The organism is Bradyrhizobium sp. in8p8, assembly GCF_000426845.1.
GTDB classification, from domain to species: domain Bacteria; phylum Pseudomonadota; class Alphaproteobacteria; order Rhizobiales; family Xanthobacteraceae; genus Bradyrhizobium; species Bradyrhizobium japonicum_C.
In genome coordinates this window covers 260,708-280,380 of the sequence record NZ_AUGD01000004.1, presented here as the reverse complement: position 1 = coordinate 280,380, position 19,673 = coordinate 260,708, and the positions used below count along the sequence as shown (strand labels likewise).

The 19,673-nt window shown below is 65.1% G+C and carries 23 protein-coding genes and 1 tRNA gene; 8 read left to right on the top strand and 16 right to left on the bottom strand.

Annotated features, from left to right (window positions below; all coding sequences use genetic code 11):
- The first annotated feature begins 187 nt into the window (after positions 1-187).
- Positions 188-262: transfer RNA gene (locus K408_RS0113930), tRNA-Thr, on the top strand.
- Between the two features lie 63 nt (positions 263-325).
- The gene (locus K408_RS0113925) at positions 326-676 is read left to right on the top strand and encodes a RidA family protein (RefSeq protein ID WP_024339056.1); all 351 of its coding nucleotides are present in this window, start codon (positions 326-328) and stop codon (positions 674-676) included.
- A gap of 927 nt (positions 677-1,603) precedes the next feature.
- On the opposite strand, the gene K408_RS0113915 is transcribed toward K408_RS0113925, so the two are convergent.
- The 3 genes from K408_RS0113915 to K408_RS0113905 are packed head-to-tail and all read right to left on the bottom strand — an operon-like array spanning position 1,604 to position 3,289.
- Entirely contained in the window at positions 1,604-2,080 is a 477-nt protein-coding gene (locus K408_RS0113915) for a cyclic nucleotide-binding domain-containing protein (protein ID WP_024339057.1), read from the bottom strand.
- A gap of 54 nt (positions 2,081-2,134) precedes the next feature.
- Positions 2,135-2,773, bottom strand: coding sequence for a ferric reductase-like transmembrane domain-containing protein (locus K408_RS0113910; RefSeq protein WP_024339058.1), 639 nt, complete (start codon positions 2,771-2,773; stop codon positions 2,135-2,137).
- A 12-nt stretch (positions 2,774-2,785) separates the two neighbouring features.
- On the bottom strand, positions 2,786-3,289 hold the full coding sequence (locus K408_RS0113905; RefSeq protein WP_024339059.1) for a peptidase associated/transthyretin-like domain-containing protein: 504 nt from the start codon (positions 3,287-3,289) through the stop codon (positions 2,786-2,788).
- A gap of 252 nt (positions 3,290-3,541) precedes the next feature.
- Here K408_RS0113905 and K408_RS0113900 point away from each other — a divergent pair, with 252 nt between their 5' ends.
- On the top strand, positions 3,542-4,546 hold the full coding sequence (locus K408_RS0113900) for an LLM class flavin-dependent oxidoreductase (RefSeq protein ID WP_024339060.1): 1,005 nt from the start codon (positions 3,542-3,544) through the stop codon (positions 4,544-4,546).
- A 39-nt stretch (positions 4,547-4,585) separates the two neighbouring features.
- Here the strand turns inward: K408_RS0113900 and K408_RS0113895 are convergent, their stop codons facing one another.
- The 6 genes from K408_RS0113895 to K408_RS0113870 are packed head-to-tail and all read right to left on the bottom strand — an operon-like array spanning position 4,586 to position 9,201.
- Positions 4,586-5,461, bottom strand: a complete 876-nt coding sequence (locus K408_RS0113895) for an amidohydrolase family protein (RefSeq protein ID WP_024339061.1) — start codon at positions 5,459-5,461, stop codon at positions 4,586-4,588.
- 13 nt (positions 5,462-5,474) lie between these two features.
- Positions 5,475-5,870 (bottom strand): RidA family protein, encoded by a 396-nt coding sequence (locus tag K408_RS0113890; protein ID WP_024339062.1) that lies wholly within the window; start codon positions 5,868-5,870, stop codon positions 5,475-5,477.
- A gap of 24 nt (positions 5,871-5,894) precedes the next feature.
- On the bottom strand, positions 5,895-6,698 hold the full coding sequence (gene hpaH / locus K408_RS0113885) for a 2-oxo-hept-4-ene-1,7-dioate hydratase (RefSeq protein ID WP_024339063.1): 804 nt from the start codon (positions 6,696-6,698) through the stop codon (positions 5,895-5,897).
- A gap of 3 nt (positions 6,699-6,701) precedes the next feature.
- Complete coding sequence (locus tag K408_RS0113880; RefSeq protein ID WP_024339064.1) at positions 6,702-7,562, bottom strand: fumarylacetoacetate hydrolase family protein; 861 nt, start codon at positions 7,560-7,562, stop codon at positions 6,702-6,704.
- 52 nt (positions 7,563-7,614) lie between these two features.
- Complete coding sequence (locus tag K408_RS0113875) at positions 7,615-8,232, bottom strand: flavin reductase family protein (RefSeq protein WP_024339065.1); 618 nt, start codon at positions 8,230-8,232, stop codon at positions 7,615-7,617.
- A gap of 3 nt (positions 8,233-8,235) precedes the next feature.
- Positions 8,236-9,201 carry a Bug family tripartite tricarboxylate transporter substrate binding protein gene (locus K408_RS0113870; protein ID WP_024339066.1) on the bottom strand — a complete coding sequence of 322 codons (966 nt, stop codon included), beginning with the start codon at positions 9,199-9,201 and terminating at the stop codon, positions 8,236-8,238.
- A 127-nt stretch (positions 9,202-9,328) separates the two neighbouring features.
- On the opposite strand from K408_RS0113870, the gene K408_RS0113865 reads away from it, so the two are divergent.
- From K408_RS0113865 to K408_RS0113845, 5 genes are all read left to right on the top strand, one after another.
- Positions 9,329-10,132 carry an IclR family transcriptional regulator gene (locus tag K408_RS0113865; RefSeq protein ID WP_024339067.1) on the top strand — a complete coding sequence of 268 codons (804 nt, stop codon included), beginning with the start codon at positions 9,329-9,331 and terminating at the stop codon, positions 10,130-10,132.
- Between the two features lie 132 nt (positions 10,133-10,264).
- On the top strand, positions 10,265-11,560 hold the full coding sequence (locus tag K408_RS0113860) for an O-acetylhomoserine aminocarboxypropyltransferase (protein ID WP_024339068.1): 1,296 nt from the start codon (positions 10,265-10,267) through the stop codon (positions 11,558-11,560).
- A gap of 4 nt (positions 11,561-11,564) precedes the next feature.
- Positions 11,565-12,347, top strand: coding sequence for an alpha/beta fold hydrolase (locus K408_RS0113855; RefSeq protein WP_024339069.1), 783 nt, complete (start codon positions 11,565-11,567; stop codon positions 12,345-12,347).
- A 68-nt stretch (positions 12,348-12,415) separates the two neighbouring features.
- Positions 12,416-12,919 carry a DUF6496 domain-containing protein gene (locus K408_RS0113850; protein ID WP_024339070.1) on the top strand — a complete coding sequence of 168 codons (504 nt, stop codon included), beginning with the start codon at positions 12,416-12,418 and terminating at the stop codon, positions 12,917-12,919.
- An 81-nt stretch (positions 12,920-13,000) separates the two neighbouring features.
- Entirely contained in the window at positions 13,001-13,732 is a 732-nt protein-coding gene (locus K408_RS0113845) for an SDR family NAD(P)-dependent oxidoreductase (protein ID WP_024339071.1), read from the top strand.
- Positions 13,733-13,788: 56 nt separating this feature from the next.
- On the opposite strand, the gene K408_RS0113840 is transcribed toward K408_RS0113845, so the two are convergent.
- Genes K408_RS0113840 through K408_RS0113810 form a run of 7 tightly spaced genes read right to left on the bottom strand, consistent with a single transcriptional unit; the run spans position 13,789 to position 19,670 of the window.
- Positions 13,789-14,400: a pyridoxamine 5'-phosphate oxidase family protein gene (locus tag K408_RS0113840; protein WP_024339072.1), complete on the bottom strand. Its 612-nt coding sequence runs from the start codon at positions 14,398-14,400 to the stop codon at positions 13,789-13,791.
- A 27-nt stretch (positions 14,401-14,427) separates the two neighbouring features.
- A complete protein-coding gene (gene phnN / locus K408_RS0113835; RefSeq protein ID WP_024339073.1) occupies positions 14,428-15,024 on the bottom strand; it encodes a phosphonate metabolism protein/1,5-bisphosphokinase (PRPP-forming) PhnN in 597 nt (198 codons plus the stop codon).
- Positions 15,021-16,178: an alpha-D-ribose 1-methylphosphonate 5-triphosphate diphosphatase gene (locus K408_RS0113830; protein ID WP_024339074.1), complete on the bottom strand. Its 1,158-nt coding sequence runs from the start codon at positions 16,176-16,178 to the stop codon at positions 15,021-15,023. The genes phnN and K408_RS0113830 overlap by 4 nt, the downstream gene beginning before the upstream one ends.
- A 10-nt stretch (positions 16,179-16,188) precedes the next feature.
- The gene (phnL, locus tag K408_RS0113825) at positions 16,189-16,887 is read right to left on the bottom strand and encodes a phosphonate C-P lyase system protein PhnL (protein ID WP_024339075.1); all 699 of its coding nucleotides are present in this window, start codon (positions 16,885-16,887) and stop codon (positions 16,189-16,191) included.
- Positions 16,888-16,895: 8 nt separating this feature from the next.
- A complete protein-coding gene (phnK, locus tag K408_RS0113820) occupies positions 16,896-17,693 on the bottom strand; it encodes a phosphonate C-P lyase system protein PhnK (protein ID WP_024339076.1) in 798 nt (265 codons plus the stop codon).
- Positions 17,686-18,570, bottom strand: coding sequence for an alpha-D-ribose 1-methylphosphonate 5-phosphate C-P-lyase PhnJ (locus K408_RS0113815; RefSeq protein WP_024339077.1), 885 nt, complete (start codon positions 18,568-18,570; stop codon positions 17,686-17,688). Before K408_RS0113815 ends, phnK begins: the two co-directional genes overlap by 8 nt.
- The gene (locus K408_RS0113810; RefSeq protein WP_024339078.1) at positions 18,567-19,670 is read right to left on the bottom strand and encodes a carbon-phosphorus lyase complex subunit; all 1,104 of its coding nucleotides are present in this window, start codon (positions 19,668-19,670) and stop codon (positions 18,567-18,569) included. Before K408_RS0113810 ends, K408_RS0113815 begins: the two co-directional genes overlap by 4 nt.
- Between the last annotated feature and the right edge of the window lie 3 nt (positions 19,671-19,673).

Below are 19,673 nucleotides of genomic sequence, written 5' to 3'. Positions count from 1 at the left end.
CCGGGGAGGTCGGCCCGAAATCGGGGGAAAGCTGATGGTTTCGCGCGGAAATGGGCATTTTGGCCCGGATATCGACCCGATTTTCTCGATTTGACGGAGCTTGCAAGCTTGCGCAGGAGGGGGGCTTGTGGCAGATATCGGCCCGCTTGGTAGGCCCCCTCGGGCGCCCGATTCTTCACCAGCACATGCTGCCGTAGCTCAGTGGTAGAGCACTCCATTGGTAATGGAGAGGTCGACAGTTCAATCCTGTCTGGCAGCACCATCTTTCCCCCTTCAAGCGAGCCCTTCGCCTGGTCAGTGAACCTGCAACATCCACGGATGCATCGTGATCAAACGCTCCCTGCCCTATGAAGGACTGCTCCACGAGATCGTCGAGCATAACGGCGTGCTCTATCTCGGCGGCATCGTCCCCGAGGACACCGGGCTCGACATGGCGGGCCAAGCCGACGATGTGCTGCGCCAGTTGAAGACCCTGCTCGAGGGAGCGGGCTCGGATCTTTCCGGCGTTCTGCAGGTAACCGTCTTCATGGCCGATCTCGCCGACAAGGTGGCGTTCAACCAGGTGTGGAAGCGCTATTTCACCGCGGACCATCTGCCGGCGCGTGCCGCCATTGGCGTTGCGGATCTCGGCCCCGGCGTCAGGCTGGAGCTGACGGCGATCGCCGCACGTCGCTGAGACAAGCGACATCGGCGAGGCGAGAGCGCCCGGTCGTTCCTCTCTCCCACATGAAGCAGCGCTTTCGCGGCGCGAAGCGCCCGAATCTTGCTGCTCTCTTTCGCCCTCGCTTCTGAAGCGAGCGCAGGCAGGGCCGGGGGCCGGCTGGGACCGATGGTCCGCTCGCGCGGAAAAAATCGCATACGCAATGCGCAGGCGGAAAACAGCTGGACCGGAAAAACACTCGGCCTTCCCTGCGCGATGGGTTGACGGCCTATGCATGCTCTCCCCGGAGTTCCTTCTGGCCGTCACCTCGCGAAAACCGATGCCGCGCGTCCGGTCGGCCGGTGCATCTTCGCGAAGGCTTGGCTGTAACAACCACAGCCGGAACGACACGGCTTGGCCGTACGCGGCAGCCCCGTTCGTCACACCGAGAGGGACCTCACGAGTTCAACCGCTCTGGTCCTACCTTGCCTTGCCGTGCCAGACTCAGCCGCGTCCACGTTCGTTGCGACGTACGATCGCCGCTCTCCTCGGGCCGGGAAGGCGGAATAATGCTGTAAATCAGAATTTCGACAGAGCCGAATATTGTGCAGGAAGAGGTTTTGCGGAAGGCGGGGTGTTTGCCCGACGGTTCGCGATCGGGTCCCGCAGGTAAGGTTAATACTTCCTTTCGATTGTCGGTAAAATTTTATCTATTATGGTCCTCGCCGCGGATGATGAACCAGAGGCTCCGACAGTGTTTGCGTTTTTCCTGATCGTGACTGGAATCGTGTTGCTTCTCTCCAGCCTCGTTGCCTTCGGCTTTCATAGAAACTCACTGCACTCGATGGCGCTGCTCTAGCCATCTCAGTTCGCAGGACAGGGAGCGCGAAGCGAACCCAACAAGTCCCTTGCGCGATGACCAGACATGATGGGTTCGCAAGGCTTCGACCATCCTACGCATGATCAATTGTCGTTCCCTGCCTGGCGACTGGTGAGGCGATTGTCCGCCCTTCGCAGCCGCCGGCAAAGTTCGCGGTTGATGTTCTGCAGGACGATCACATAGGCGTGGATGTCCGTCTTGTAGCAGGCGTAGAGATTCTTGGCGGTCAGCTCGTACAGCACCGTCGGCGCTTCCGCGACCACCGTGGCGGAGCGGTTCTGCATTTCGATCAGCGTCATCTCGCCGAAGAAATCACCAGGCTGCAGAACGGACAGCGGGATGACGCGACCCGCACTCGTCCTCTTGCTCACCGCGAGCCGGCCGGATTTGACGATGAACATCGATCGTCCCGGCTCGCCTTCCGCCACGACGGTGTCGCCGGCCTCGAACCGGCGTTCGGCCAGCATCGATATCAGCAGGTCGAGGCTTCCGTCCGACAGGCCGCCGAAGAACGGCGTCGCGAGCAGGAACGCTTTCAGATCGGGAGCCGTGAGCGTCATGGTGCGAAATTACGCCCCGTCCCCGACTGCGGCAAGCAGCTCGTAGCAACCAGCCTACTGCTGCGCTGGACTCTCCCCGCGCAGCGTCCTTCGCTTTCGCCACACCTGCAGGTCAATCATGACCTTCACGGTTGCCGCGAGTACCAGCACGCACAGGGCCGCCTTTGAGATCCTCTCCATCGTCCCCTCGATGAGGAGGCAATGGACCACGCTCCCCGTGACGATGACGATCGCCAGCGGCATGTGAATGAAGCGCCACGTTCGCAGGCGCAATCCCAACCACCGGCGCAGGGAAGCCAGCAGCGCGACGACGAAGATCGCCCACATCGCGGTCACGCCGAAAGGCGAGAATGGCGTCGGCGATGCGTAGGTCAGGGCATCGATCATGTCGGGCGGGCTGGTGAACCAGAGGCCGGCGACGTGGATAACGACCGCCACCACCAGCGCGCCGCCGATCCAGTGGTGCGCGCGCCGCCCGCGATAGGCCGACAGGCCCGGCAGATAGCCGCCGATCAGCAGCGGCTGAAGAAGCACAAGCCCAAGCGCAACGATCCCGGCGAACCCGGCGAGGATATAGATCGGACCGCGCCATGCGAGCAGCTCGCTGCCTGCAGCAGCGGCAATCGGCACGCCAATCGCCAAGGCAAGGGCCGCCCAGATCAGGACCACCCGCACCGATCTCCACCCCGTCATGCGCCGGCCCGGTCAGGCCGGCTGAAGCACGAAGTGCGCTTCGAGGCTGGTTTCCTTGGCGCTTCGCATCACCGGCCGCAGGAACACGGTCTTGAACTCGCCGCTGTCATAGGCGAGATGGCCGTGCGGCTGGCCGAAAACGGGAATGATCTGCGGCATCTCGAGCCGGAACTTGCCGTCCTTGTCGGTGAGCGTGGCCCCGTGGCTCTGCGGCTCGTGCTCCTGGCCTTCGACCGTGTGCGCCCAGATCTGGATGCGCTGCCCGGCGAGCGGCGCGCCGTCGCCGGCGCGGCGGACGGTGCCGCTCATCCAGAAGCCGCCCTTGCCAATCCGCTCCACGACCGGCGCGCCCTTTCGATAGTTGTTCGCCCCGCCCGACATCGTTTCGGTCGGTGCGAGGCCTGCCGCACGTGCCGGCAGCAGCAACCCGGAAACGCCCGAAGTCAAAACTCCGGTTGCGAGGACGGACCCGCCAGCGGCGAGCAGGCTCCGGCGGTTGATTGCGACCGTGCTCATGTCGGTTCCTCCTGGCAGCTCTGCTGTCCGGCAAGTTACAACAACAGGCGAGAAACGCCCAATCGAGATCAGGGGCGCCACAGGTCGCAATAACAGTGTTGTGAACCGGGGTGCGGGCTGCTTGAACAGCTCAGAGGACACGCGGCGCCATCAAGATCCGGATCGCGCAGCAGAGTTCGTGCAGCATTCCCGCCGTCGGCCTCCTATATGTGAGGTCTCGCGCGCAGTACGTCCCTTCACAGGTCCCCTCACATGATCCCCTTCTCCATCCTCGACCTCGCGCCGATCCGCCAGGGCGGCGATGCCGCCCAGGCGTTCCGTAACTCGCTCGATCTCGCGCAGCATGCCGAGAAGTGGGGCTACAAGCGGTTCTGGCTCGCCGAGCACCACAACATGACCGGAATCGCGAGCGCGGCGACGTCTGTGGTGATCGGCCATGTTGCGGGCGGGACGAAGACGATCCGGGTCGGCTCCGGCGGCATCATGCTGCCGAACCATTCCCCGCTGGTCATCGCCGAGCAGTTCGGCACGCTGGAGTCGCTTTATCCCGGGCGGATCGATCTCGGGCTCGGCCGCGCGCCGGGCACCGACCAGTTCACGGCCCGGGCGCTGCGGCGCGATCTCGCCACCACGTCCGAGAACTTTCCGCACGACGTGCTGGAATTGCAGGCCCTGCTCGGCGACGTGCAGCCGAACCAGACGATCCGCGCGGTGCCAGGCATGGGAACGAAGGTGCCGCTGTGGATCCTTGGCTCCAGCACCTTCGGCGCGCAGCTCGCCTCGATGCTGGGTCTGCCCTTCGCGTTCGCCTCGCATTTCGCCCCGCAGATGATGATGCCGGCGCTGCGCGAATATCGCGCGCGCTTCGAGCCGTCGGCGCAGCTCGACAAGCCCCATGCGATGATCGGCGTCAACGTGTTCGCGGCCGACAGCGAGGTCGAGGCGCAGCGGATGTTCTCATCGCTGCAGCAGCAGTTCATCAACCTGCGCCGCGGCACGCCGGGGCCGCTGCCGCCCCCGGTGGACGACATGGACGCGCTGTGGTCGCCCGCGGAAAAGGCCGGCGTTGCGCAAGCGCTGTCGTGCTCCGCGGTGGGCTCACCCGCCGTCGTGGAAGAGAAGCTGAGGGCGCTGATTGCCGAGACCGGCGCGGACGAATTGATGACGACGGGGCAAATCTACGACCACGCCGCGCGGCTGCGCTCGTTCGAGATCGCGGCCGAGGTGCGGGACCGGCTGGCGAAGCAGCCGATGTGAGGCCGATTGTTGCGGCGATGAAGGTGCGCTTAGAACCTTCTAGTCCGCAAACCCGAACAACTTGGCCGGATTGTGCACCAGGATCTTTTCCAGCTCCGCCTGGTCCGGCGCGTAGCGGTACATCAGCTCGAGCAGGTCGGCATCGTTCGGCGGCTGCTTGACCGATACCGGATGCGGCCAGTCGCTGGCCCAGACGCAGCGGTCGGGAGCGGCCTCGATGTAGGCGCGCGCGATCGGGATCACGTCGTCATAGGGTGCACCGGTCTTCGAGGTCTTTTCGCCGAGCGACAGCATCACCCAGAAATTGCCCTTGCCGAGCAGCTCCAGCATCTTGCGCAAATTCGGATCGTTCTTGCCGGCTTCGGGATCCGGGCGCGCCATGTGGTCGATCAGCACGGGCACGTCGAGATCCTCGTACTTGGCAACGCTCGACATGATGCCGTCCTTCTCCGGCTGGATCTTGACGTACCAGCCGAGCTCGCGGATGCGCGCAATGGCGCGGGCGAAATCGGCATCCGATAGTACGGCGCCGAGCTCCTGGCGGAAGCTGAAGCGCGCGCCGCGCACGCCGGCATCGTCCAGCTTGGCGAGATAGGAATCGCTCGCTTCGGCGAACACCAGCGCGTTGGCGCAGCCGCGATAGTTCGGGCCCATCGCTGCGAGGCCGTCGAGCACGACGGCGTGGTCGGCGCCGTACGTCGTGGTCTGCACGATGATGCCGCGCTCGATGCCGAGCGCCTTGTGCATGCGCAGCGCCGCCTCCCAGGTCGCCGTCGGCATCCGATAGGCGGCGCCGGGACGCTCCGGATATCTCTCGATCGGACCCAGCACGTGAAACTGGCTGTCGACGGTCTTCGGCGGCGGCGCCTTGCTGGGACGGCGCGGATTGGGATCGAACGGCAGATAGGTCGGCATGCCCAAAGCTCCTTCAGTCGATCACGGCGGTGAAGTCGCACTGCACCAGCGCGCCGCCATCCATCTTGTCCATCGGCAGCGCGTGGCGCGCGGGCCGGGAATGCTCGTCCGGAAACATCTTGAGCCATTCGACGTTGACGGGACCGCGATTCCCGCGGTCCTTCAGCCACACCGTCATTTTGATGATGTCGTCGGTGGTGCCGCCGGCGGCCTCAACCGTCGCCTTCATATGCGCGAACATGTTGGCGCATTGCGCGTCGAGACTCTCGGGCATCGTGTTGGTCGCGGGATCGCGGCCAAGAATGACGCCGGACATCACGAGATTGCCGATGCGGCAGGCGTTCGGAATGGGGTTGACGTGCTTGAAGCCGCCGATGTGGATGCTCCTGCGCCGCGTGTGAGCACTCATGATACGCTCCCTCCTGTTATTGGGTCAGACGAACTGGCACGACACCGAGCCGAAGGCGCCGTAGTCGGCATGGAAGGTATCACCGCGGCGGATGTCGACGGGCCGGGTGAACGAGCCCGCCAGCACGACCTCGCCGGCCGCCAGATGCTCGTCATGCGGCGCGAGGCGATTAGCGAGCCAGGCGATGCCATTCGCCGGATGATTGAGCACGCCGGCGGCAAGCCCGGTCTCCTCGACCTCGCCGTTGCGGAACAGCAGCGCTCCGATCCAGCGCAGGTCCGCATCCATCGGGCGGATCGGCCTTCCGCCGAGCACCAGCGCGGCGTTGGCCGCGTTGTCCGAGATCGTGTCCATGACCTTGCGGGTCTTCCCTGTCTCCGGATCGACGCGGTGCATGCGCGTCTCCAGAATCTCCAGCGCGGGGGTGACGTAGTCGGTGGCGTTCAGCACATCGAAGATGGTGCAATCGGGCCCGCGCAGAGGTGCCTTCAGCACGAAGGCGAGCTCGACCTCGATGCGCGGCGCGTGAAAGCGGTCGAACGGAACAGGCGTCGCGTCGGCATAGAACATATCCGCGAACAGCACGCCGTAATCGGGCTCGCTGATGCCGACCGCGTTCTGCATCGCCTTCGAGGTCAGGCCGATCTTGTGCCCCTTGATGATCCGGCCGCGGCCGAGCTGCAGCTTGGTCCAGGCGCGCTGGACGGCGTAGGCATCCTCGATGCTGAAATCCGGATATTCCTTCGAGAACATCGGGATCAGCGTCTTGGTGCGTTCGGCCTCGTCAAGCCGGGCGGCGAGACGTTCGATCGTGGCAGCGTCCAGCATGGCCTATTGCTCCGCGGCAACGGTGTTGCGCAGCACGCCGATGCGGCTGGATTCGACCTCGACGACGTCGCCAGCCTTGAGCCAGCGCGGCGGATCAAAGCGCGCGCCGGCCCCAGTCGGCGTACCCGTCACGATCATGTCGCCGGGCTTCAGCGTCGCGAATGTTGAGAGATAGGAGATCAGGAGATCGAACGGGAACATCAGCCGCTCGGTCGTGTCCTGCTGCCGTACCTCGCCGTTGACACGCGTGACGATGTCGTGGGGGCCGCGCGGGTCGAGCTCGTCCGCGGTGACGATCCAGGGACCGATGCTGCCGGAGCGGTCGAAATTCTTGCCCTGCGTGACGTTGAACTTGCCGTGGCGCAGCCAGTCGCGGATCGTGCCCTCGTTGCACAGCGTCATGCCGAAAATGTGCGACCATGCTTTCTCTCGCGGGATGTGGCGGCCGCCCTGCCCGATCACGATGACGAGCTCGCCTTCATAGTCGAGCTGATCCGAGACTTTGGGTTTCTCCAACGGCTGGCCGGAGCCCGTCATGGAGGACATGCTGCGCACGAACAGGCTGGGATATTTGGGCAGGTCCGAATTGTCTTTGTATTCCGCATTGCGCTCGGCATAGTTGACGCCGATGCACCAGAGCTTTTCCGGCGCCAGTACCGGCGGCAGCAGGACGAGCTTGTCCAGCGCGTAATCGGGCTTCTGTCCGGCGACCGCTTCCTGCGCATCGCCAAGCGCATTCGCCGCGATCAGCGCCTTCAGGTCGCAAAAGTCACGGCCGATGCGTTTGGTCAGATCGACCACGCCGCCTTCGACGGCCGCGCCATAGCGCGGCTCTCCGTCCAGGAGATAGCTCAGGAGTCGCATTGTATTCCTCCAATGATCGTGAGGCAGCGGGGCCCAAGACAGACCCGCGCATTCAGTCTTTCGATTTGGGAGTCTGGAAGACGGTGTTGAGCGTCACGATCTCGCCGAGCCGCGCGTAGCGCGGGCCGCCGATGCGTGCGATCGGATCGAGCGCCTTGGTCTCGACCTTGCCGTCGTTCACGAGGCCGTCGCGCAAATGGAACATCACGACCTCACCGACGATGAGCCGGCTCTTGGCCTCGCCGAATTCGAGGCACTGCCGGAAGCGGCATTCCATCGCGATCGGTGCGGCGGCAAGCCGGCGCACCTTGACGAGATCGCAGGGCAGCGTTTCGAGCCCGAGATGCTCGACCTCGCTGATTTCAGGCGGGTGCTCGACCGAGCTGTCGTGCACCGCATTCATCAGAGGCGTGTCGGCGATGTGGATGACATACTCCCCGGTGTCGAGGATGTTGTGCGCGGTGTCCTTGTAATTGGCGCCCTTGCGGCCGACGCTGATCGCGAGCATCGGCGGCTTCTGCGAGACGAAGGTGAAGGCGCTGAAGGGCGCGAGATTGAGCACGCCCTTGCTGGACAGGCTCGTCACCCACGCGATCGGGCGCGGCACCACGATGCCGGTCATCAGCCGGTAGATGCGCTCCGCGCCGAGCTCGGTGGGATCGATCCGCATCGATCAGTCCGCCCTGATGTTGGCCTTGCGCACCACGGGAATCCACTTGGCGTCCTCGCGTTCGAGATAGGCCTTGAATTCGGCTGGCGTCATCGGCGTGGCTTCGCCACCGAGCTTCTCGAACTTGTCGATCACGGCGGGGTCCTTGAGGATCGCGACCAGCGTCTCGTGCAGCTTGTCGACGATGGGAGCCGGCGTGCCCGCGGGCGCGAACAGGCCGGTAAAGGTCTGTCCGTCGAATTCCTTGTAGCCGAGTTCGGCGAAGGTCGGCACATCAGGCAGGGACTTCAGGCGGTGCGGGCTGGTGACGGCGAGCGCACGGAACAGGCCGGCCTTGATATGCTGCAGGCTGACCGTGAGCTGGTCGAACGCGAACTGGACCTGACCACCGAGCAGATCATTGATCGCCGGCGCATTGCCGCGATAGTGCGCGGTGACCCACTGCAGGCCGAGATTCGACTGCATCAGCTCGCTGAGCAGATGGTTGGTGGTGCCGGGGCCGGGCGAGGCCATGGTCAGCTTGCCGGGCTCGCGCTTGGCGAGATCGAGAAACTCCTTGAGCGTCGTTGCCTGTACCGAAGGATGAACCTCGAGCACCAGCGGCGTCATCGAGATCGTGGAGATCGGGAGGAAGTCCTTCTTCCAGTTGTAGGCGTCGCGCTTGTTGATCTCGGTCGCAAACAGCACCGGTCCGTTAGCGCCGACGAACAGCGTGTAGCCGTCAGGCGCGGACTTGGCGAAAGCCTCGCCCGCGATCATGCCGCCGGCTCCGGCCTTGTTCTCGATGACAAAGGGCTGGCCGAGCCTTTCCTGGAGCTTATCGGCGACGATGCGCGCGGCGCTGTCGACGTTGCCGCCGGCGGGATAGGGCACGATCAGCTTGACGTTGCGCGCCGGCCATTCCTGGCCCGACGCAGGTCCCGCCAGCATCGCAGTGACGGCAGCTATGGCAATCCAGATTAATCTCATGTTAACCTCCCGGCGGCGCTTCCAATTCATCTCGAGCGCCTGACATTGCGCATGGCGCCCGATCGCCGCGCAATCTCCAGATGCGCGCTTGTCCTGTCGAGTGAATTGTGGCGTTCTTGTCCATATTATGGACAAGGCAAATCCCAGAAGGCCAGCACGCAACAGTGCATCGGAACCGCGCTCGGGCGCACAGGCAATCCGGCGCGCCCTCGCGGTGCTGCGCATTCTTGCCGCAGGCCGTGAGGCCGGTGTGCCATTGGCCGAGGTGGTGCAGGCCACCGGCCTCACCCGCCCCACCGTGCATCGCATCGTGCACGTGCTGATCGAGGAGGGCATCGTCGAGCGAAACGAGCGGAGCGGCCACTACGCGATCGGCAACCAGGTGCCTGAACTGGCGCTGGCACGGCCGCGGCCATCGCGATTGCTGATCGCCGCAAACCCCTCGCTGCAACGCGCGTCCAGCGAGATCGGCGACACGCTGTTCCTGACCGTGCGGACCGGCAACGATACGCTATGCGTGGATCGCCGGATCGGAATCTATCCGATACAGGTGCTGTCCATCGAGGTCGGTGCCCGCAGGCCGCTCGGCGTCTCCAGCGCCGGCGTCGCCATTCTCGCCGCGATGCCGGCGCAGGACGCGCGAAGGATCGTCGCGGCCAACGAGAAGAGGTTCGAAGCGTACAAAACCGACATCGCGACGGTCCTCGGCGAGGTGACCGCCGCACGACGGCTGGGATACGGCAGGCGAGAGATCGGGCTGGTGCAGGGCACGAAGTCGATTTCAACCTGGATCAAGACCCCCGACGGCCGCCCCGCCGCGGCCATGACCGTCTCCGCAGTGCGAACACGGCTCGGGCCAAGGCGCGAACAGGAGGTCGCGGAGGTTCTATTGCGGGAGGCGCGGATCATCGAACAGGCAATCGGAGGCTAAGGCGCAGACGGTGTTCGCTTCACCTCGCCCGGTTTGCCGGGAGAGGGAGCGCACCCTCTCCATCAATGGGCTGACGCGGCGCTCCGTTTTGTGGCACAACGCCCCATCGCCGACCGACCAACGAGGCCACGCATGCCCGCGCCAAAGCCGCCTGCCTTCGAGACCCTGAGCCTGCATGCCGGGCAGCATCCGGATCCCGTCACCGGCGCCCGCGCAGTGCCGATCTACCAGACCACGTCCTACGTGTTCCAGGATTCCGATCACGCGGCCGCGCTGTTCAACCTGGAGCGCGCCGGGCACATCTACACGCGCATCTCCAATCCGACTACGGGCGTCCTCGAGGAGCGAATCGCGGCGCTTGAGGGCGGCGTCGGCGCGATCTGCACCGCGAGCGGCATGGCCGCGCTGCATCTGGCCATCGCGACGCTGCTCAATGCCGGCGACCACATCGTGGCGTCGAGTTCGCTCTATGGCGGCACCATCAACCTGCTCGCGCATACGCTGCCGCGTTTCGGCATCACCACGACGTTCGTCAAACCGCGCGACCTCGATGCATTCCGCGCGGCGATCAAGCCGAACACCAAGCTCGTGATCGGCGAGACGATCGGCAATCCCGGCCTGGAAGTGCTCGATATCCCGAAGGTCGCGGCGATCGCGCATGAGGCCAAGATCCCGCTGCTGATCGACAACACTTTTGCCACACCCTATCTCAGCCGGCCGATCGAGCTAGGGGCCGACATCGTCATGCATTCGGCGACCAAGTGGATCGGCGGCCACGGCATCGCGATCGGCGGCGCGATCGTCGATGGCGGCCGCTTCGACTGGCGCGCATCAGGCAAGTTCGGCGTGCTGACGGAGCCCTATGGCGGCTACCACGGTATAGTCTTCGACGAGCAGTTCGGCACCGCAGCCTTCATCATGCGCGCGCGCAACGAGGGTCTGCGCGATTTCGGCGCCTGCCTCTCGCCGACGAACGCGTTCCAGCTGTTGCAGGGCATCGAAACGCTTCCCGTACGCATGGACCGCCACATGCAGAACACGCATCTCGTACTGGAAGCGCTGAAATCCAATAAGGCGGTCGACTGGGTGCTGCATCCCTCGCTGGAGACGCACACGGACTACCAACTCGCGAAACAACTCCTGCCGCGCGGCGCCGGCTCAATCATCTCCTTCGGCATTAAGGGCGGCCGGCCGGCGGGCCGCAAGTTCATCGAGAGCTTGCGCATGGTCAGCCATCTCGCCAATGTCGGCGACGCCAAGACGCTGGTGATCCACCCCGCATCGACCACGCATCAGCAAATGGACGCCGAGCAGCTCAAGGCCGCCGGCATCGGCGAGGAGCTGGTGCGGCTGTCGGTCGGCATCGAGACGGCAAGCGACATCATTGACGATCTCGCGCAGGCACTGCGCATCTCGCAAAAGGTCTGACGTCATGAAGCTCTCCGTCAACGGCACTGAAGTGTTCGCGGCAACCGGCGGCCGCGACTTCGACAAGTCGCTGCCTGCGGTCGTTTTCATCCACGGCGCCGGCTTCGATCATTCGACATGGGCGCTGCATACGCGCTGGTTCGCCCATCACGGCTTTGGCGTGCTGGCGCCCGACCTGCCGGGCCACGGCCGCTCGGCGGGGCCATCGCTCGGCAGCATCGCCGAGATGGCCGACTGGACCGCGGCGCTGCTCGATGCGGCGGGCGCTTCGAAGGCGCATTTGATAGGCCATTCCATGGGCTCGCTGATCTCGCTGGAGACGGCGGCGCGCCACCCGGAAAAGGTTTCCGCCCTGAGCCTGATCGGCACCGCCGCGACCATGACAGTCGGCCCGGATCTGCTCAAGGCCGCCGAAGCCAACTCACAGGATGCAAACGACATGGTCTCGATCTGGGGCCTCGGCTTCAGGGCCGAACTCGGCGGCAGCCTTGCGCCGGGCCTGTGGATGCATGGCAGCGCGCAGGCGGTGCTGAAGGCTTGCGAGCCGGGCGTGCTGTTCAGGGATCTGTCCGCGTGCAATTCCTATACGAACGCACTTCAAGCCGCCGCGAGCGTGAAGGTGCCGACGACGCTGATCCTCGGCGAGCGGGACATGATGACGCCCGCCAAGGCCGGCAAGGCGCTCGCGGCTGCGATCCCGCATGCGAAAACAGTCATCGTGCCGGGCGCCGGTCACATGATCATGGCCGAGCGTCCGGATGAGTTGCTGGCGGCGCTGAGGAGCTAGACGGATCGATCTTCTGTCTTGCGCGTTGCGGTCAGATATTCCTCGAATTAGGAAGGGGAGTTCGACCCATGCCAAGACAGGAAGTTGTTCGCAAAGCCAGGCGGGACAAACGCGCTGGCAAATCGGCGAGCACGCAGGCCGGCGAATTCGTCAAGGACCAGATCGACAGGATCCGGAAGGGCAAGCATGGTGCGCGGTCGACCAAGCAAGCCATTGCCATCGGCCTCTCCGAGGCGCGCCGGGCCGGCGTCGACCTACCGCCACCACGAAAAGGGCGGACCAAGAAGTCAACGCGCCGCAGTGCCAAATACGCGTACGAGGTCGGCCAGGGCAAACGTACGCCGAAGCGCCGGCCGAAAGTATCGCGCGCTGTCGCGAACGTTCTGAAGAAAGAGCCACGTTCGACTGCATCGCGCAGCGCGCTGTCGAAGCAAGGCAAGCGTGCGGCGAGCCGGCGAACCGCCGCATCGCGTTCGGCCGCAGCCCGAAAGGCGAGCCGCACCAAGGGAGCCAGGTCCCGCTCCGCGGCCGCGAAGAAGGCGGCGCGCACCAGAGCGAGGCGCAGAGGCTGATCTCGTGTAGCGAGCTTGTGAATTGAATGCGCGCGGCGGCCGCCTGACGATCCCCGCCTCGTCTGATCAAGCGGAGCATTCATGTCAGGGACACTCAAGGGGCGCACGGCGCTGGTTACCGGCGGTTCACGCGGGATCGGCGCCGCCGTCTGTCGCGCGTTTGCGGAAGCCGGCGCGGCCGTGGCGATCAATTGCCGCGAGCGGATAGAGGAGGCCGGGCAGTTGGCCCGCGAGATCGGCAAGCAGCGCGGCCGAGCCATTGTCGTCACTGCCGACGTGTCGCAGCGCGAGCAAGTGGCTGCCATGGTGGAGGACGTCACAGCCGAACTCGGGCCCATTGACATCCTCGTCAACAACGCCGGTATCGCCATCCCGCGCGGCATCGACGATCTCACGGAGGAGGATTTCGACCGAACGATCCTGGTCAACCTGAAATCCGCTTTCCTCTGCACGCAGGCGGTGCTGCCATCGATGCGGGCCCGAAAATGGGGCCGGATCGTCAACATCTCCTCGGGCGCGGCGCGCGGCGCCGGCTCGATCGGGCCCCACTACAACGCATCCAAGGCCGGCATGGAGGGCCTCACGCGAGGCTATGCGGCCCGCCTCGTGAAGGAGAGCATCACCGTCAATGCGGTCGCGCCGTCACTGATCGAGACCGACATGATGCGCGATCAACCACAGCTCGTCAGCCGCATCCCGCTCGGCCGCTTCGGGACGCCCGAGGAGGTAGCGAAAGCCGTAATGCTGCTGGTCGACAACGCCTACATGACCGGGCAGACGGTCGCGCTGAGCGGCGGGATGGCGTTCAATTAGGGCGCGCGCTCCTCACCGCTCCCCGCCTCCGGGGAGAGGGAAAGGCGCGAGCGGGCTCACCACATCGTCGCCGCTGCGCGTTCCGGCCAGATGCGGTCGTACTCCGCCCCGCCGACCTTGTTCTCGCTCATCTCGGCGAGGATCTGTCCGGGCGTCGGCAACATCTTCGGATCGACCCGCTTGTCGGGATTCCAGAGGTCGGAACGGACGATGGCTCGGGCGCACTGGAAGTAGATTTCTTCCACGTTCATCACCATGACGCTGCGCGGCGCCTTGCCCTCCACCTTGAACAAGGCCAGGAGTTCCGGGTCGATCGAAAGATAAGCGCGGCCGTTGGCACGGACCGCATTGCCGGAGCCCGGAATCAGGAACATCAGCGACACGCGCGGGTCGCGCACGATATTGCGCAGGGAATCGACCCGGTTGTTGCCGCGACGGTCCGGCAGCATCAGCGTCCTGGGATCATGGATGCGGACGAAGCCGGGAAGATCGCCGCGCGGCGAGCAGTCGATACCTTCGGGTCCAATCGTCGCGAGCGCGGCGAACGGCGCCTTCTCGATAAAGATGCGATAGAGCGGAGTGACATGGTCGGCGACTTTCACGGTCGAGGCATCATTGGTGGGGCCGTAGATCTCTTCCAGCTGTTCGACCGTCTCGATCACCGTCATTCCGCTCTCTCCTTGTCGTACCGGCGGCTACTCTTGCCAGCATTCATTCCTGATCGCGCGCACCAGCTGGCGGCTGTGATAGTCCGCGCTCCCCGAATTGAGGATGGTGACATCGGCCTGCGCCGGCACGTCGCCGACACTGCGCGACAGCCTCTCGACGATGTTGCCGTCGCTTTGCCGGGCACGGGCGGCAAGCCGCTGCGCCAGCACGTCCGGCGGCGCCGTAATCGCGACCACGACGACATTGACATAGGCCCGGCGCAAGGCGGCGATCACGGTGCGCGAGACGTTGACGACAACAGTGCGCCCCGCGCGGATATCGTCGTTGATATCGAGCGGCAGCGCGTAGGAATGCCCATGGGCGTCCCAGTACACTGCGAAATCGCCCTGTTCGCGCGCGCGACGAAACTCGTCGGGGCTCACGGCGATATTGTCCTCCGCATCGGAGGACTCTCGTGTCACGACGCGGCGCGGGAAGACGATATCGGGGTCATCGATGCAGGCTGCTTGTGCCAGCCGCAGCAACGTATCCTTGCCGGCGCCGCTGGGGCCGACCACCAGCACGAGCCGGCCGGGGCCGATCGCGCCCGCCTCGTCCCATGCGGTTGCGACCATCTCGCTCATGCAACGCGACTTCCTTCGCGCCAGACGCTGCGCACCACGGGAATGTGACCCGCGACATGCACGCGGATCAGGTCCGCGCGCTTGCCGATCGCGACTTCGCCGCGGTCGGTGAGGCCGACCGCCTCGGCAGGCGCCTTCGTCACGGTGCGCACCGCCGCGGGAAGGCTGATCGCCGGTACATGCTCCGGCAATTGCAGCGCGGCCATCAGGAGGCTCGACGGGATGTAGTCTGAGGAGAGAATGTCGAGCAGACCCTCGCGCGCGAGATCGACCGCGGCGATGTTGCCGGAGTGCGAGCCGCCGCGCACGACATTGGGGGCACCCATGAGGATGTCGATGCCGGCCTGATGCAGGCCGCGCGCGGCTTCGAGCGTCGTCGGAAACTCCGCAACCGAGACACGATCGCGCACGGCGTCGGCGACGTTCTCCTCGGTAGTGTCGTCGTGGCTTGCCAGCGGAATGTTGTACTTGTGCGCCAGCGCCACGATCTGGCGCATGTTGGCCGCCGCATATTGCTTCTGGTACTCGAAGCGCTTTGCGAACAGCTCGTCGAGCTCGGCGTCGGTCTTGCCGCCCCCCTTCCCGCGATAATAGTCACGCAGCTTGACCTCGTCCCGGAACTGACGCTGTCCCGGCGTGTGATCCATCAGCGACATCAGCTTGACGTCGGGGCGGTCGATCAGCTCCTTGGCTTCCTCGACCACGCTCGGCATCGGGATCTCGCAGCGCAGATGCAGGAAATGGTCCGCGCGCAGCAGGCTGGCCTCGCGCGCCGTGGTGATCGCGGCAGCGAGCACGCCGGCGCGGCCATCGACCTCCTCGGCGCCGTCCTCGCGCCAGACCCGTAGCGAATCGAAAACCGTTGTGATGCCCGACGTCGCGAGCTGGCCGTCATACGAGACCACGGCCGCAACCGGGTTCCAGAACACTTTCGGCCGCGGTACGTAATGCGCTTCGAGATGGTCGGTGTGGAGCTCGACCAGGCCCGGCATGATCAGATCGCCGCCGGCATCCTCCGCACCGGCGGGAGCCCTGCCCTCACCGATTTCGGCGATGCGTCCGTCGGCAAGAGCAAGCCACCCCTGCTCGATCACCCGGTCGCCCAGCACGATCCTGGCATTGCCGATCACGGCTTCTTTCGGCTTGGCATTCATTTCCATTTCCTCAGGCCGCGGCGGCAAAGCTGGTGACGTCGACGATGCGGTCGGCGATCAGATGACGGATTTCGTCGTCATGGACAATGGCGACCATGGCGACACCTTGGCGTTTTTTCGCGGCGACCAACTCGACCACCACGGCGCGATTGGCTGCATCGAGCGAGGCGGTCGGCTCGTCCAGCAGCAGGATCGGCAGATCCGAGATGAAACCGCGCGCGATGTTCACGCGCTGCTGCTCGCCGCCGGAGAAGGTGGCGGGCGGCAGCTGCCAGAGCCGCTCGGGGATGTTGAGACGCTGCAGAAGCGCGCCGGCACGCTGCTGCGCTTCGGCGCGTGTCATGCCGCCGGCGATCAGCGGCTCGGCGACGACGTCGATGGTGGCAACGCGCGGCACCGCCCGCAGGAACTGGCTGACATAGCCGATCGTGGCACGCCGCACATTGAGGATCTGCCGCGGCTCGGCAGTGGCAAGGTCGATGACCACGCCGCGATGGCGGATGCCGATGCGGCCGCTATCGCAGCGGTAATTGCCGAAGATCATCTTCAGGATGGACGATTTGCCGGCGCCTGACGGCCCGGAGAGGACGACGCATTCGCCAGGATTGACGTGGAAGGTCACGCCGCGCACGACGGGCAGCTCGATGCCGCCCTGCAAGTGCATCGTAAAGGTCTTCTGGGCATTGGCAACGTCGATCATCGCGGTCATCGAAGCACTCATGGCGGCAGAATGGAGGAGACAAGGAGCTGCGTATAGGGCTCTCGGGGATCGTCGAGCACCTGGTCCGTGAGGCCGGTCTCGATGACACGCCCGCCTTTCATCACCATCACCCGGTGCGACAAAAGGCGAGCCACAGCAAGATCATGCGTGACGATGATGACGGCCAGATGCAGCTCGGCGACCAGGCTGCGCACAAGATCGAGCAGCCGCGCCTGCACGGAGACGTCGAGGCCGCCGGTCGGCTCGTCCATGAATACCAGCCGCGGCTCGGTGACGAGGTTGCGGGCGATCTGAAGACGCTGGCGCATGCCGCCGGAATAGGTGCGCGGAGCATCGTCGATGCGCGCGACGTCGATCTCGACCCGGCTAAGCCAATCGGACGCCGTGTCGCGGATGCGGCCGTAGTGATTCCAGCCCACCGCCATCAGACGCTCGCCGACATTGGCACCGGCCGAGACCGCCATGCGCAGGCCCTGCGCGGGATCCTGGTGTACGAACCCCCAATCGGTTCGAAACAGGAAACGTCGCTCGGCTTCACCGAGCGTCGTGAGATCACGGGTGACGCCGTCGCGCATGCGGTAGGACACATGGCCGGCGCTCGGCGCCAGCTGGCCCGACAGCATCTGCAACAGCGTCGACTTACCCGACCCTGACTCGCCGACAATCGCCAGCACCTCGCCGGGATAGAGCGCGAAGGAAACGTCGCGGCAGGCGGCGATGCGGCCGAAGGACTTGCCGAGGGATTTCGCCGTCAGCAGCGGCTGGTCGCTTTCAAGCGCGGCTTGATCAACCATGCGCCTTCTCCTTGTACGGCGCGGCGCTGAGGCTGCCGTGATGGCCGGTGGCCTGACGGCCTTCGCAATAGTCTGTGTCCGAGCAGACGAACATCCGTCCTCCCTTGTCGTCGGTGACGATCTCGTCGAGGTAGGAGTTCTCTGCGCCACACAACGCACAGGGCGCGTTGAAACGGTACGGCTCGAACGGATGATCCTCGAAATCGAGCGAGACCACCTGGGTGTAAGGCGGGATCGCGTAAATCCGCTTCTCGCGGCCGGCGCCGAACAATTGCAGCGCCGGGCAATTGTCCATCTTGGGATTGTCGAATTTAGGGGTCGGCGACGGATCCATCACATAACGGGCGTTGACCTTCACGGGATAGGCGTAGGCCGTCGCGATGTGACCGAAGCGGGCGATGTCCTCGTAGAGCTTCACGTGCATCAGGCCGTATTCGGCGAGCGCGTGCATGCGCCGCGTCTCGGTCTCGCGCGGTTCGAGGAAACGCAGCGGCTCGGGGATCGGCACCTGATAGACCAGCACCTGGTTCTCGTGCAGCGCCGTTTCCGGAATGCGGTGACGGGTCTGGATCACGGTAGCTTCATTCGTCGCCGTCGTCGTGGCGACACCGGCGGTCTTGGCGAAGAACTTGCGGATCGAGATCGCGTTGGTGGTGTCGTCGGAGCCCTGATCGATCACCTTCAGCACGTCCTCGGGCCCGAGGATCGCAGCCGTCACCTGTACGCCGCCGGTGCCCCAGCCATAGGGCATCGGCATCTCGCGGCTGGCGAACGGCACCTGGTAGCCGGGGATCGCGATCGCCTTCAGGATGGCGCGACGGATCATCCGCTTGGTCTGCTCGTCGAGATAGGCGAAATTGTAGGCGGGCGCGTTCATTCCGCGGCCTCCTTCATGGCATCGGGCGTGCTGGCATCGGCAAACTCTTGACGCAGCTTGCGCAACAGGCCGAGCTCGGACTGGAAGTCGACATAATGCGGCAGCTTCAGATGCTCGACGAAGCCGGTCGCCTGGACGTTGTCCGAATGCGACATCACGAACTCCTCGTCCTGGGCCGGTGCACGCACCTCTTCGCCGAGCTCACGGGCACGCAATGCCCGGTCGACCAGCGCCATCGACATGGTCTTGCGCTCGCTCTGACCGAAGGCGAGGCCATAGCCGCGGGTGAAGCACGGCGCTTCGGTCGCGGAGCCCTTGAACTGGTTGACCATCTGGCACTCGGTCAGCTCGATCGAGCCCAGCGGCACCGCAAAGCCGGCGTCCTCGGCGAACAGTTCGACCTCGACCTCACCGAAGCGAATCTCGCCGACGAAGGGGTGATTGCGGCCATAGCCGCGCTGGGTGGAATAGCCCATCGCAAGGAGGAAACCCTCGTCGCCGCGCGCGAGGTTCTGCAGCCGCAAATCACGATCCGCGGGAAAGTTCAGCGGCTCGCGGGTAAGATCGCCGACGCTTGCGCCGTCGTCGGCCGGCGGCGAACATTCGATCAGCCCATCGCGCCCGAGAATGTCCGTCACGCGCGGCGTTGGCGCGGTGTGCGCGTCGGCCGTTGCCGGCGCTTCCGGCGCAAGGCCTTCAGCAAGCAAGGGATCGAGCAGGCGATGCGTGTAGTCGAAGGTCGGCCCGAGAATCTGCCCGCCGGGAATGTCCTTGAACGTGGCCGATACCCGCCGCCGTACTCGCATGGTGCCGGTGTCCACCGGCTCGCTGCTGCCGAAGCGCGGCATCGTGGCGCGGAAAGCGCGAACCAGGAAGATCGCTTCGATCAGGTCGCCACGCGCCTGCTTGATCGCGAGCGCCGCAAGCTCGCGGTCGTAGAGCGAGCCTTCGCTCATGACGCGGTCGACGGCGAGACCGAGCTGCTCGGAGATCTGGGCGAGCGTGACCTCCGGAACGCCCTGGTCGCCGCGCCGCTTATGGGCGAGCAGGCGGTGGGCGTTCTCGATGGCGCGTTCGCCGCCCTTGACTGCGACATACATTTT

Bases quoted from the DNA above. Each gene is read 5' to 3' on its own strand.
- K408_RS0113915 (WP_024339057.1), bottom strand. From the start codon at position 2,080: ATGACGCTCACGGCTCCCGATCTGAAAGCGTTCCTGCTCGCGACGCCG.
- K408_RS0113910 (WP_024339058.1), bottom strand. From the start codon at position 2,773: ATGACGGGGTGGAGATCGGTGCGGGTGGTCCTGATCTGGGCGGCCCTT.
- K408_RS0113905 (WP_024339059.1), bottom strand. From the start codon at position 3,289: ATGAGCACGGTCGCAATCAACCGCCGGAGCCTGCTCGCCGCTGGCGGG.
- K408_RS0113900 (WP_024339060.1), top strand. From the start codon at position 3,542: ATGATCCCCTTCTCCATCCTCGACCTCGCGCCGATCCGCCAGGGCGGC.
- K408_RS0113895 (WP_024339061.1), bottom strand. From the start codon at position 5,461: ATGCCGACCTATCTGCCGTTCGATCCCAATCCGCGCCGTCCCAGCAAG.
- K408_RS0113890 (WP_024339062.1), bottom strand. From the start codon at position 5,870: ATGAGTGCTCACACGCGGCGCAGGAGCATCCACATCGGCGGCTTCAAG.
- hpaH (WP_024339063.1), bottom strand. From the start codon at position 6,698: ATGCTGGACGCTGCCACGATCGAACGTCTCGCCGCCCGGCTTGACGAG.
- K408_RS0113880 (WP_024339064.1), bottom strand. From the start codon at position 7,562: ATGCGACTCCTGAGCTATCTCCTGGACGGAGAGCCGCGCTATGGCGCG.
- K408_RS0113875 (WP_024339065.1), bottom strand. From the start codon at position 8,232: ATGCGGATCGATCCCACCGAGCTCGGCGCGGAGCGCATCTACCGGCTG.
- K408_RS0113870 (WP_024339066.1), bottom strand. From the start codon at position 9,201: ATGAGATTAATCTGGATTGCCATAGCTGCCGTCACTGCGATGCTGGCG.
- K408_RS0113865 (WP_024339067.1), top strand. From the start codon at position 9,329: ATGGACAAGGCAAATCCCAGAAGGCCAGCACGCAACAGTGCATCGGAA.
- K408_RS0113860 (WP_024339068.1), top strand. From the start codon at position 10,265: ATGCCCGCGCCAAAGCCGCCTGCCTTCGAGACCCTGAGCCTGCATGCC.
- K408_RS0113855 (WP_024339069.1), top strand. From the start codon at position 11,565: ATGAAGCTCTCCGTCAACGGCACTGAAGTGTTCGCGGCAACCGGCGGC.
- K408_RS0113850 (WP_024339070.1), top strand. From the start codon at position 12,416: ATGCCAAGACAGGAAGTTGTTCGCAAAGCCAGGCGGGACAAACGCGCT.
- K408_RS0113845 (WP_024339071.1), top strand. From the start codon at position 13,001: ATGTCAGGGACACTCAAGGGGCGCACGGCGCTGGTTACCGGCGGTTCA.
- K408_RS0113840 (WP_024339072.1), bottom strand. From the start codon at position 14,400: ATGACGGTGATCGAGACGGTCGAACAGCTGGAAGAGATCTACGGCCCC.
- phnN (WP_024339073.1), bottom strand. From the start codon at position 15,024: ATGAGCGAGATGGTCGCAACCGCATGGGACGAGGCGGGCGCGATCGGC.
- K408_RS0113830 (WP_024339074.1), bottom strand. From the start codon at position 16,178: ATGAATGCCAAGCCGAAAGAAGCCGTGATCGGCAATGCCAGGATCGTG.
- phnL (WP_024339075.1), bottom strand. From the start codon at position 16,887: ATGACCGCGATGATCGACGTTGCCAATGCCCAGAAGACCTTTACGATG.
- phnK (WP_024339076.1), bottom strand. From the start codon at position 17,693: ATGGTTGATCAAGCCGCGCTTGAAAGCGACCAGCCGCTGCTGACGGCG.
- K408_RS0113815 (WP_024339077.1), bottom strand. From the start codon at position 18,570: ATGAACGCGCCCGCCTACAATTTCGCCTATCTCGACGAGCAGACCAAG.
- K408_RS0113810 (WP_024339078.1), bottom strand. From the start codon at position 19,670: ATGTATGTCGCAGTCAAGGGCGGCGAACGCGCCATCGAGAACGCCCAC.